The 12,539-nt window shown below is 38.5% G+C and carries 12 protein-coding genes; 3 read left to right on the forward strand and 9 right to left on the reverse strand.

Annotated elements, in window-relative coordinates; genetic code table 11:
• Nucleotides 1-221: 221 nt before the first annotated feature.
• Complete coding sequence (locus WA249_RS09755; protein WP_336168290.1) at nucleotides 222-1,067, forward strand: metal-dependent hydrolase; 846 nt, start codon at nucleotides 222-224, stop codon at nucleotides 1,065-1,067.
• A 63-nt stretch (nucleotides 1,068-1,130) separates the two neighbouring features.
• On the opposite strand, the gene WA249_RS09760 is transcribed toward WA249_RS09755, so the two are convergent.
• From WA249_RS09760 to WA249_RS09775, 4 genes are all read right to left on the reverse strand, one after another.
• Nucleotides 1,131-2,225: a YheT family hydrolase gene (locus tag WA249_RS09760; protein WP_336168293.1), complete on the reverse strand. Its 1,095-nt coding sequence runs from the start codon at nucleotides 2,223-2,225 to the stop codon at nucleotides 1,131-1,133.
• A 19-nt stretch (nucleotides 2,226-2,244) separates the two neighbouring features.
• Entirely contained in the window at nucleotides 2,245-2,961 is a 717-nt protein-coding gene (locus WA249_RS09765) for an SGNH/GDSL hydrolase family protein (RefSeq protein WP_336168295.1), read from the reverse strand.
• A 38-nt stretch (nucleotides 2,962-2,999) separates the two neighbouring features.
• Nucleotides 3,000-3,407, reverse strand: coding sequence for a nuclear transport factor 2 family protein (locus WA249_RS09770; protein WP_336168297.1), 408 nt, complete (start codon nucleotides 3,405-3,407; stop codon nucleotides 3,000-3,002).
• 72 nt (nucleotides 3,408-3,479) lie between these two features.
• Nucleotides 3,480-5,504: an NADPH-dependent 2,4-dienoyl-CoA reductase gene (locus WA249_RS09775; protein ID WP_336168299.1), complete on the reverse strand. Its 2,025-nt coding sequence runs from the start codon at nucleotides 5,502-5,504 to the stop codon at nucleotides 3,480-3,482.
• A gap of 135 nt (nucleotides 5,505-5,639) precedes the next feature.
• Between WA249_RS09775 and WA249_RS09780 the strand changes: the two genes are divergently transcribed.
• Both WA249_RS09780 and WA249_RS09785 read left to right on the forward strand, forming a co-directional pair.
• On the forward strand, nucleotides 5,640-6,200 hold the full coding sequence (locus tag WA249_RS09780) for a PadR family transcriptional regulator (RefSeq protein WP_192835690.1): 561 nt from the start codon (nucleotides 5,640-5,642) through the stop codon (nucleotides 6,198-6,200).
• A 2-nt stretch (nucleotides 6,201-6,202) separates the two neighbouring features.
• Entirely contained in the window at nucleotides 6,203-7,120 is a 918-nt protein-coding gene (locus tag WA249_RS09785; protein WP_336168301.1) for an alpha/beta fold hydrolase, read from the forward strand.
• Between the two features lie 47 nt (nucleotides 7,121-7,167).
• Here the strand turns inward: WA249_RS09785 and WA249_RS09790 are convergent, their stop codons facing one another.
• From WA249_RS09790 to WA249_RS09810, 5 genes are all read right to left on the reverse strand, one after another.
• Nucleotides 7,168-8,223, reverse strand: coding sequence for a 3-deoxy-7-phosphoheptulonate synthase (locus WA249_RS09790; protein ID WP_336168303.1), 1,056 nt, complete (start codon nucleotides 8,221-8,223; stop codon nucleotides 7,168-7,170).
• Between the two features lie 425 nt (nucleotides 8,224-8,648).
• On the reverse strand, nucleotides 8,649-9,011 hold the full coding sequence (locus WA249_RS09795) for a YnfA family protein (protein WP_336168305.1): 363 nt from the start codon (nucleotides 9,009-9,011) through the stop codon (nucleotides 8,649-8,651).
• A gap of 3 nt (nucleotides 9,012-9,014) precedes the next feature.
• Nucleotides 9,015-11,291 carry an ATP-dependent Clp protease ATP-binding subunit ClpA gene (gene clpA / locus WA249_RS09800; protein ID WP_336168307.1) on the reverse strand — a complete coding sequence of 759 codons (2,277 nt, stop codon included), beginning with the start codon at nucleotides 11,289-11,291 and terminating at the stop codon, nucleotides 9,015-9,017.
• A gap of 9 nt (nucleotides 11,292-11,300) precedes the next feature.
• Nucleotides 11,301-11,714 (reverse strand): ATP-dependent Clp protease adapter ClpS, encoded by a 414-nt coding sequence (clpS, locus tag WA249_RS09805; RefSeq protein WP_336168308.1) that lies wholly within the window; start codon nucleotides 11,712-11,714, stop codon nucleotides 11,301-11,303.
• A gap of 9 nt (nucleotides 11,715-11,723) precedes the next feature.
• Nucleotides 11,724-12,482, reverse strand: a complete 759-nt coding sequence (locus tag WA249_RS09810; protein WP_336168407.1) for a DUF6776 family protein — start codon at nucleotides 12,480-12,482, stop codon at nucleotides 11,724-11,726.
• Nucleotides 12,483-12,539: the final 57 nt, after the last annotated feature.

Raw genomic sequence — 12,539 nt, forward strand, 5'->3', positions numbered from 1 at the left:
TTGAACAGTTGATTTGGGCTTTTCAAATATTATTAAAATTATCAATTCAATAATCAGTTTTACTTTTCTTATTCCAATTTGTCTTTAAAGTTTTCCCAGATATCAATTTAGGACAATCTACTTCTTTCACTTGAAAAAGCATTGACGTTCCACACTCTGAGATGTAGCTTTTTACCAAGTTCCTTTTTGGAACCTCAATTAAAAGAAGATTGGAGCTTAAAATGACTACTGTATCAAATCGTGCACTTGCCTCATTTCCAGTCCGTCGTATGGACTATAATTTTGAAAATACACCTCGTTACTGGTGTAATAATGAACCCTCTCTTACCCATTATTTTACTGGCTTATCTACTCTGTTTCCTGAAGGTGAATCATATTTTGTTCGTTCAGTCCGAGCTTTACGCGCCAAAGCAAAGTCGAATGAACTTCTAGATCGTGAAATCAGTGCTTTTATTGGCCAAGAAGCCATGCATTCTAAAGAACATCATGCTTTTCACGTGAGTGCACAACAACATGGCTTAGATCCCGAATCTTTAGAAAAAGTAACAGGTCTTGTTTTAAAGAGTATTGAAAAAGTTTTTAGTAAAAAATGGAACCTGCTTGTCACTGTTGGCTTAGAACACTATACAGCTGTACTTGTGGTTAACATGATGCAGTCTGTTAATGAACTAATGACGGATTCAACTATTCGTAATTTATGGTTATGGCACAGTATTGAAGAAACTGAACATAAAGCTGTGGCCTTTGATCTTTATCAACACTTATATGGAAGTGGGCTGAGCGCATATCTCCCACGTATCACTGTTTTCACTTTAAGTTTACTTTTAATTACTGGCTTCTCAACATCCTATCAATTCATTCTTATGAAACGAGATCGCCAACTTCTAAACCTCAACTCTTGGCGTAATTTTTTTAGTTTTGCTAATAAACAATATAGAGCATTGATCCCTAAATTTTTTGACTATTATCGCTTTGATTTCCACCCCAACCAAACAGATGAAAAAGACCTCGTTGCGAGTACCAAAATCAAAATTGGACTAAAAAATTCAAAATTACTTTTATCCTGACCCAATCAAGTCATAAAGCCCATCTATTGAATGGGCTTTATTGAACCAATTACGGCAATACCGTCACTTTTTATGGTCAACCATAAAATAATTCGATATTAATTTAGCAGCCCATGAAGTACTTTTCCAACCCTCGTAAAAACCACAATGACTTCCCTTTTTAGTGGTTATCACTGCAATATTACTCATTTGCTGAATCGTTTCTTTATAAGGTTCTAAATTTTTAATAGAACATACTGGATCATCTTCAGCATTAAGAATCATTAATGGAATTTTGACATTCTCAAATACATAAATTGGATTAATTGCCTGACAATAACTTTGATAGTCCTGAAAGCCAGCCATTTCAAAGTATTCTTTTTCAAACTCTTCGAGACTAGTCGTTGCAAGAACTTTTTCTAAAGAAGCAATCTGATTCCAAGTACTTTGATAAGGATGAATAAAATATTTGAATAACTTTTTGGTCATCATTTTGCTGTAAAACGGGTGAACATTTTTAAAGCCAATCTCTGTGTTGTAGCCTGGACACATTGCAAAAGCAGCTTTAAATGGTGTGTCAGTGCCTTGCTCACCCAAATAACGAACTAATAATCCTGTGCCAGCAGAGGAACCGACTGCGTACAAATCCGATTTAGGAAACAAACTTTCAATATGCGTAAGCTGCTCTTTAAGGTCACTGGTTGACCCAAAAAGAGAAATCTGTGGTACAGGCATAGGTAAACCCGCATGCCCACGGCGTAAGCATAGTGCTATTCTCCATCCCGTATATTGATGAATATCTCTCACTAATTCACGCATACTTTCAGGTGTCCCTGTAATGGTGTGCATGACAACAACTGTAGGAGTAGATTCTGGAAGATTATAACCATACCATGCGATTGCAGTTATACCACCATCTTTCATGCTGAGCTGGTCAATACGGTCATATTCAAGCTTGATGGTTTTTTTTCTAATAATATCGAAATATAAAAGATGGACATGATTGTTAGTTAACCATGGCGTAGGACGATATTTTTGTTTAAGTTGGGGCAACTTATCCAAAACATCTTTAATTTTCCCTTGTGGATCATAATAGACTTTTGGCTGTTCAGCACCGAGTACTGAATCAAACAATTCTGAACCGAAAGCTTTAATTTTATTTAAAGTAGATATGCCCATATCCAATCACGACCTCTGATTATGAGTTAAATGATTGCCGCACTAATGCTGCAACCTGCTGTCCCCAAATTGCATAAATTTCTTTGCTCGGATGAAAACCATCACTTGCCATAGGTAAGTTCATCGCTTGAAAACTTTCAATATCATATTGAATGAATCTAAATTGGTTTTGTGCTGCTACCCATTTATACAACACTTGATTCATTTGCTCCGCATATTTCCCAAACAACCAAGCCAATGGATTTGGTAAAGCTGGAAAATGTTGCATGGGCGGAACGCCAGAAACAATAATTAATTTAGGCTGAAAACGTGCTTGTATATATTCAAATAATTGCTTTTGTTGTTTTATCCATGAGTTTGCTGACGTTAATTTTGTTACATCATTAACGCCAATAGACGTAACAACAACATCATAATTTTGCTGTTCTAAATGCTGTAAAGCTTGAAAAACCTGCTTAGTAGTATCACCTGTTTTTGCGTGAAGCTTCCAACTTATCAAATATTGATCTTGTAACTCAGCAATAATTGCGCCTGATAAAGCATCTTGTTGTGTTTCAACGCCAACTCCCGCTGCGGCAGAGTCTCCTAAAATAAGCAGAGACAATGGTCTGCCCTTGCCAACCATGCCTTCTCTTTCACCACTGGCTTCTAGCAAGCGTGGTGTATTCTTACGAACCTTTGTTCCCTGCACAAAAAGTACAGGCAACAATGCTAAAGTTGAAAGTTTTAACCACATTCTATTAGTCTCTATCTTACTTAGGCTATTTACTAAAATTATTGCGGTTGAAACTTGGCAATTCTTATACCCATTTGTTCAGCCAATGCAGCTAATCCACTCATTGGACGAATCATTACCTCAAAATCAATAATTTTGCCTTGCTCATTAAAACGAATCATATCAATACCTTTTAATGATTTGCCACTGACATTAGCGCTGAACTCAAGCACTACATTCTCGCCATCTTCTGTATAAAACTCACGATGATATGTAAAGTTTTCGAACACCTGAATGACATTGGTAAGAATGAAGAAAACGACCTGCTTTCCTTCGTAAGGTTTATAGGCAACCGGTGAACGAAAAACCACGTCATCTGCCAGCAAATCATTTAGTTCGGACAAGTTACCTGCCTGAATCATGTGATGCCATTTTTCTAAAGACTGTTTTGTTCTTTCAAGTGCCATTGTTATTTTATCCTGTAATTTAACCAATGAAGTTATGGACATTTCCGTTTAAAAGAAATGTCCATATAACATTTATAGTGTCGCTGCTAATTCAGCACCTTGACGTATTGCACGTTTTGCATCTAGCTCACCTGCCTCTTTAGCACCGCCAATTAAATGAACATTTTTACCTTCTGTTTTTAATTGGTCATACATTGCAGTGAAAGATTCTTGACCCGCACAAATCACAACATGATCAACTTCAAGCACACTCGGTTGCCCATCTATAGTGATATGTAAGCCCTGATCATCTACTTTGTTGTATTGAACGCCTGCAAGCATTTTAACTTGGCGATTTTTAAGGCCTGCACGATGAATCCATCCTGTAGTTTTACCTAAACCTGCACCGACAACAGCAGTCTTACGTTGCAGTAAATAGATTTCTCGCTCAGAAGTCTCAACTTTTGGCTGTTTTAAACCGCCCACATGCTCATATTGAGTGTCAATTCCCCATTCTTCATAAAACTTTTCTGGATTTAAACTGCCACTTTCACCTTCATGAGTGAGATATTCAGCCGTATCAAAACCAATACCACCCGCCCCAATAATGGCTACACGCTGTCCCACTGGCACACGTTCTTTTAAAACTTGTAAATAGCTAAGTACTTTAGGATGATCAATACCTTCAAATTGTAATTGACGAGGCGTTACACCAGTTGCGACCACAATTTCATCAAAATTTGCTTGGCTTAATTCTTCATAAGTTGCTTTATGGTTCAAAATCAACTCAATGTTTGGTCGTAACTCAATTTGGCGAGCAAAGTAGCGTAAGGTTTCATAGAACTCTTCTTTTCCAGGAACAGTCTTTGCAATATTAAATTGGCCACCAATTTGATGACTAGCCTCAAAAATTTTAACTTGATGTCCACGGTCAGCTGCATATACAGCAAAACTTAAACCCGCAGGTCCCGCCCCAATAACAGCAATATTCTTTTGGACTTGTGCATCTTTAAAAATAAGTTCAGTTTCATAACATGCACGCGGGTTCACTAAACAAGTTGCAATTTTCATTGAGAAAATGTGATCTAAACAAGCTTGGTTACAGCCAATACATGTATTAATTTCATCACTACGGCCTTCACTTGCCTTTAAGACAAACTCAGCATCAGCGAGCATTGGCCGTGCCATAGACACCATATCAGCATGACCAGATGCCAACACATGTTCAGCCATTTCTGGTGTATTAATTCGGTTAGAAGTGACTAAAGGAATAGAGACTTCACCTTTAAGTTTTTCAGTAACCCACGTAAACGCAGCACGAGGAACTTTGGTCGCAATTGTTGGGATACGAGCTTCATGCCAGCCAATCCCTGTATTAATAATAGTTGCACCTGCTTTTTCAATTTCTTTTGCAAGCTGAATCACTTCTTCAATACTTGAACCACCTTCAACTAAATCAAGCATCGATAGACGATAAATAATGATAAAGTTTTCACCCACTAAAGCACGTGTACGTTTTACAATTTCAATAGGAAAACGAATACGGTTTTCGTAACTACCGCCCCATTCATCATCACGATGATTCGTACGTGCGGCAATGAACTCATTAATTAAATAACCTTCAGAACCCATGATTTCCACGCCATCATAACCCGCATACTGAGCAAGTTTGGCGCAGTTTGCAAAGTCATCAATGGTCTGCTGCACTTCGGCAGAACTTAAAGCTTTTGGCTTAATTGGGTTAATCGGTGCTTGAATTGCTGAAGGAGCAACGTTATTTGCCTGATAGGAATAACGCCCAGTATGTAAAATCTGCATAGCAATTTTACCCCCAGCGTCATGAACAGCTTGGGTAATCACTTTATGTTTTTCAGCTTCTTCAACTGTATCCAACTTCGTACCATGGCTAAATACAACACCATCATCATTCGGAGAAACACCGCCAGTTACAATCAACCCCACATCACCTTTTGCACGCTCAGCATAAAACGCAGCCATGCGTTCATATCCCTGTGGTGCTTCTTCTAAACCAATATGCATAGACCCCATAAGCACACGGTTTTTTAAAGTAGTAAAGCCTAAATCAAGTGGCTTCAATAAATGCGGATAAGCTGACATATTTTCTCCTTTGGCTAGCAATAAGCTTGCTAATGCAACTTGTTGCATTAATTTATAATCAAATTTTGACTTTTATGCAACATGTTGCATAATCTCATCAGTCACACTTTACTTTTGCTTACAAACCGGATTGCTATGTCACTTCCTCATGTTTTATTAACCAGTTTGCTTGAACGACCAAGTACAGGGTTCGAACTTGCCCGCCGGTTTGATCGTTCAATCGGTTTTTTCTGGAATGCTACCCATCAGCAAATTTATCGTGAACTCAATCACATGCTTAAAAAGGGTTGGGTTTCAACGCTAGAAAATGAAATGGAAAATAGTCGAAAAAAGACCTATCAAGTTGAACAATTGGGACGTATTGAACTAGCTTCATGGATGACACAACAAAGTGAACCCGCGCAGCTTCGTGATGATTTAATGGTTAGATTGCGTGCTGAAGCACAATTGAGCAATAATCAGATATTACCTGAGCTATTAAGGCATCTTGGTTTACATCAAGAGAAACTAAAACTTTATCAAAGTATTTATGATAAGGATTTTAAAGATAACGATGATCTAGATAACCGTGTGTTATACATTCACAAAATGATCTTAGAACTTGGGATTACGATGGAAAGCGAATGGATCAAGTGGTTGGAACAAGTCATCCCTCAATTAAAACGCTTTGCCCAAAATAGCGTAGCCGGAGAATAGTCATGCCATATTACACCATGCCCGATCGGGAAAATTTATTTGTACGTCGTGTTGGTCGTGGTGAACCAGTTTTAGTTTTATCTGGTCTTGGCATGCAAAGCTGGCAATGGCTCCCTTTTATTTATGCAAACCGTAAAGAATATGAGTTTATCATTCCAGATTGGCGTGGTTTTGGGGGTTCAAAGAACTGTGCAATCCCTGAACAAGATGCAATTTCTAGCCACTGGCAAGATGTCGCCCATTTAATAGAACAATTAAAACTCGATAACTTTATCTTGATGGGTTATTCAATGGGTGCCACGACAGCCATGCATGGTATGAAACATGCACATCTGGCGCAGCAGTTAAAGGCCTATTTACATATCGATCAAACACCCAAAATATCTGTGGATTCAACATGGGAATATGGTCTATTTGGCCCTCTACATCCCCAGTTCAAACAATTATTAAATGATATCTATCAATTGTTATCAAAGCATAAAAATGCCAAATATCTTTATGAATTAGCGCTTCCAGATCGACAAGAACTGGTTCGTCTTTGGGTAGATTTTATTGAGTTACAAAGCAGCAATCCATTTAGCCCTTTAGTTTTTAAAACAGCGCTCAAACAGCCTTTTCTACAAAAATATTTATTACCAATTCAGCGTTTAGATTATTTATTTTGGTATGTCGAAAATTATCTTTATCACAATGAAGATTATCGTGAAGCCATTCAACAATTACAATGCCCAACAACTTTCTTTATTGGTCGTAATTCGACGCTTTATCCAGAAACTGGTCAGACACTTATTGCACATAGTGTTGAACACGCCAAAGCAATATATTTTGAGCGCTCAGGCCATACGCCTTTATTAACCGAGCCGAAAAAATTTGGGCATGAAATCACTACATTCTTATCAGAACTAAAACATGCTTCTTAAAAAATAAAGGGATCTATTCGTAGATCCCTTTTTAAGTCGACAAATGTTTAAGCAGAGTGAGCTAACTCTTTCACTTTTAATTGCTCAGAAACACTTAATAAAAGTTGCTCAGTTTTTTCCCAACCTAAACAACCATCAGTTACTGACTGCCCATAAGTCATATCACAAGAAATCTTTTGGCTACCATCAACCAAATGACTTTCAATCATGACACCCTTTACTTGTGTTTTTAAACGTTCAGCAACGATTTGCTGTAAAACTTCTGGCTGACGCAACGGATCTTTACTGCTGTTGCCATGACTACAGTCAATGACTAATGCAGGAAGATTTTGTTTGTGTTTTTCTCTTATCGCCTGAATTGAAGCTAAATCGTAATTTGGCCCATGATTTGCTCCGCGCAAAATCAAATGTGGTAATGGATTGCCAGCACTCTGAATCACTGAAGGCAAGCCTTGTTGATTCATTCCTAAAAATTGATGCTCATTTTGTGCTGACTGAATTGCATCTAATGCAATCTGAATTGAACCATCCGTACCATTCTTGAAACCAATACTGTATGGCATATGACTTGAGATTTCACGGTGAATCTGAGACTCGCTGGTACGAGCACCAATTGCGCCCCAAGCCAATAAATCATCAAAATAACCAGTTGCCATTGGGCTTAAAATTTCACTCGCAATTGGCAAACCCTTTTCAATAATTTGCAGGTAAAGTTCACGAGACTTTTCTAAACCAAGTTGTAAATTTGATGAACCATCTAAATTTGGATCGTACATGAAACCTTTCCAACCCACGGTTGTACGAGGTTTTTCAATGTATGCACGCATCACGATAAAAATCTGATCTTTTACTTTTTCTTGTAATTTTTGCAATCTTTCAGCGTATTCAAGTACTGCAACCGGATCATGAATTGAACAAGGCCCTGTAATTACCATTAATCGAGGATCTTTGCCGATAAGAATATTTTGAATAGTTTGGCGATGTTCGGCAATTTGACGCACGAAAGAATGTGCAAGCGGATATTTTGCTTTTAACTGGAGAGGTAAACTAACTGGTGTTTCTTTTGTATTGCTTTGTGTCAATAAAGTATTTAGGGCATTCATTGGTCTTTCCTTAGGACTGCAATCTATTCAGTCCGATCATTTATTTGAGCGTTTTGGATCTATTCGTTGGTAAAGGTAAGCAAAAGTAAAACCAATAAAAGTTGCTAAAGTATGAATAAGTCATGTTGTTCATTTTAAGTTCCTCGATTCAAAAAAGATAAAGCATAAAAAAACCTGATCGGGGTTGCCGATCAGGTATTAACTGTGATGGGCAACTTTCTCATGCCCGAATACGCTCAGGCAACTATCTAAATTGCCAAAAATAATAATATGCGTTAGTGTTCACAGATAGATTTAACATCTTTATCTCAAATATAAAAAAATGTTCCTTAAATCTAAAATACGCATTGTTGAGGGCTTTGACAAGTCTTTTTTTTGAAAAAAACTTTTTATTTTCACGCTTAAGATTTGATTCACTCATTGTTTTAACGAATCAGCCCTTGAGGTTGTAAAATAATTAAGCCAGCTCCACAAAGCACGATTAGACCACCCAATATATCCCATCTTGTTAATCCGACCTGATCTACAAAACGTAACCACATGAGAGCAGTAAAAATATAAATACCGCCATATGCAGCATAAATACGCCCAGAAGCCGCTGGATGTAAAGTCAGCAGCCAGACAAAGATAGCTAAACTTAAAGCTGTAGGTAGCCACAGCCAAGCAGACTTGCCTTCTCTTAAAATCAGATAAGAGAAATAACAACCAAGAATTTCAGCAATTGCTGTGATAATAAATAACCCGAATACACTCAGTATTCGGGTTATTGCAAGACTATCAATTAACATGAGTTACGCTGGTTCTGCCGTATGATGATCTTCAAAAACTTCTAGCTTTAAGCCGACAGCTTTGCCATCTTCATTTTTCACTGATACAGCCACATTACCACCATGATCTGCAAGTTCGCCAAACAGAATCATTTCAGCTAATGGTTTCTTCAAGTGTTCTTGAATGAGGCGTTGCATTGGACGTGCGCCCATCAAGCGGTCATAACCATTTGTTGCCAACCAATCACGAGCACTTTGATCGACATCAAGTACAACTTGTTTGTCATCCAGTTGAGCTTGTAATTCTGTTAAGAATTTATCAACCACAGACTCAATCACAGTTGTTGGTAATGACTTGAATTGAATAACACTATCTAGACGGTTACGGAACTCTGGTGAGAAAGCACGTTTCATTGCTTCTTGGTTATCAGAACTATGATCTTGTTCAGTAAAACCAATACTCGCGCGAGAAATACTCTCTGCCCCCACATTCGTAGTCAGGACAATAATGACGTTTCTAAAGTCTGACTTACGTCCGTTGTTATCCGTTAAAGCACCATGATCCATGATTTGCAGCAAGAGATTGAACACATCTGGATGTGCTTTCTCAATTTCATCTAGCAATAAAACACAGTGCGGATTCTTATGGATCGCATCAGTTAACAGCCCACCCTGGTCATAACCCACATAACCCGGAGGCGCACCAATCAAACGTGAAACAGCATGACGTTCCATATATTCAGACATATCGAAACGCACCAGCTCCACACCTAACAACTTCGCCAGCTGTTTAGTCACTTCAGTTTTACCCACACCTGTTGGGCCAGCAAAAACAAAACTACCTACTGGCTTATCTGGTGATTTCAACCCAGCACGAGATAACTTGATCGCTGAGCCTAATGCAGTAATCGCCTCATCTTGACCAAACACAACACGTTTTAAATCACGCTCAAGATTTTCAAGCACTGACTTATCATCTTTAGAGACAGTTTTTGGCGGAATACGAGCAATCTTAGAAACGATATCTTCGATATTCTCTACCGTAATTAAACTATCATCGCTTTCAGCTTTCAAACGACGCTGAGCACCAGCTTCGTCAATCACATCAATTGCCTTGTCCGGCAAGAAACGATCATTAATGAATTTAGCAGAAAGCTCTACAGCTGATACCAATGCTTTATCTTCATACTGTACGTGATGGAAATCTTCAAATTTAGATTTTAAGCCACGCAAAATATCAATTGTTTCAGAAATACTTGGCTCATTAACATCAATTTTCTGGAAACGACGTGATAACGCATGATCTTTTTCAAAAACCTGACGATATTCTTGGAACGTCGTTGAACCGATACAACGTAAAGTACCATTAGCCAAAGCCGGTTTGATCAAATTCGAAGCATCCATTGTGCTGCCCATACTTGAGCCTGCGCCAATGATCATATGAATTTCATCAATGAATAAAATCGCATTTGGATTTTTCTTCAAAGCATTAAGCAATTGTTTTAAACGTTTTTCAAAGTCACCGCGATATTTGGTCCCAGCAACTAATGCACCAATATCTAAGCTATAGACTTCAGCCTGACTCAAAGGTTTAGGCGCCTTGCCATTCACAATTAACCATGCCAAACCTTCAGCAATCGAGGTTTTACCAACGCCCGGATCACCTACGAGTAATGGATTATTTTTGCGACGGCGGCACAGAATTTGTGCAGTACGCTCAATTTCTTTTTCACGACCAATCAGCGGATCAGTTTTGCCTTTTTGCGCTTCAATATTTAAGTTCAGCGTATAAAGCTCTAATGGCCCTGCATTGCCCGTACTCGTTTCACCTTCAATATCTTCAACTTCTTCTTCAACTTGCACTTCGTCTTTACGCGTCCCATGAGACAAGTATTGAGTCAATGTCAATCGATTGATTTGATGACGTTTAAGTAAATACACAGCAAAAGAATCACGCTCTGAATACATTGCGACCAGCACATCTGCACCTTCAACAGTACGGTCGCCGCCACTAGATTGAACGTGGAAAATAGCACGCTGCAATATGCGGTCAAAACTTTCTGTTGGATGAGGAGCTTGCTCGCTATTTTCGCCAAGCTTAGGAGTATGTTGTTCTACATATTCTTCTAATTCTTTACGCAAAGAAACTATATCAGCCCCACATGCTTTTAAAGCATTTACGGCCGAATCGTTGTCGAGTAATGCTAATAATAAGTGTTCAACTGTAAGAAACTCATGTCTCTTTTGACGAGCCATGCTAACAGCCAAACGTAATGATACTTCTAATTGACGACTGAGCATGTAACCCCCTTATGCTTTAGGCTCAATCTGGCAAAGTAATGGATGACCTTGCGATCGAGCGTAATTATTAACAAGGTTTGCTTTGGTTTCCGCGATGTCTCTTGGATATACCCCAGCAATACCTTTACCTTCATAGTGTACTGTTAGCATTACTTGAGTTGCTTGGTCAAGATTCATTGCAAAGTATTGTTGTAAAATTTCAATTACAAAGTCCATTGGCGTGTAATCGTCATTCATTAATACAACTGCATATAACGGCGGACACTTGAGTTCAGGAGGTGCTGTTTGTACAACAACCTCTCCGTCATGGTCTTCGTTTTGCGAATCACTTAAGCGTGGATGGAAGTGCCAATCGACATATCCAGACTGCTGAAAAGAAGCTTTGATATCTTTTAAGTTTGTTTGACGCTTATTTGTTCGCATAGGATGTTACTATTGTGAATTTGGTTCAGCTTGAGGAATTTCTGCCACAAAAGCAGAAGATGTTTCGACAGGTTTACCGCGCTGCCAACTAAAACGTTTAATAACTGGTGTATCAGAACCGCCTGTTAAACGCACCTCAATAAATTGAGGTACAAAACCTTTAGGCATTGTCCAACGACCTGTTAAACGCTCAAAATCAGTAAAGTTAAAGTTTTTAGCTTCAAGTGGTACAACCAAAACTTCTGTATCTTTAATGAGTCTTATCTCAATCGATCCTGAAGCACGGCGCTTAGTTGGGCTCACTTGCACTAAATCTAATTGATATTCATAAGCATTTTCAGGTAAAGGTTTGATCGCCAAATTTTGAATGGTCAAGCTTAAACCACCGCGCTGCCTCAAGATATCACGGTAGATATTACTCATACCTTCTTGTTGCGTTTTATCAGCATTAGCCTGATTAAGGGCTTTAAACAGATCATTTGCATTTGTTACAGCAACATCACGCTCTTGTACCGCAGCATTCAGGCTTTTATTAACTGCATCTAAAGCTGTTTTTTGCTTTTGCACGACATCTACCAATTGCTCTGCATCTGCATCGTAACCTACAACAGTCAGACCTTGACGGTGACCAATTGTATAGCCGAGCGCAAGACAACCACTCATTAAAATAGCCGCGCCAATAAACAAAGGTTTATTGGTATTTAAAAATTTTTTCTTTTGCAACGAACTTTCTGCCGAAGTCGTCTGTCCAGAGTTTTGCATCGTCATCTCAGTGTTTAAGATCAGAGTCAAGACACACATTTAAATCGAAATTTAAATGTGTGT

The sequence above is a fragment of the Acinetobacter sp. 161(2023) genome (assembly GCF_037027805.1).
Classification (GTDB): domain Bacteria; phylum Pseudomonadota; class Gammaproteobacteria; order Pseudomonadales; family Moraxellaceae; genus Acinetobacter.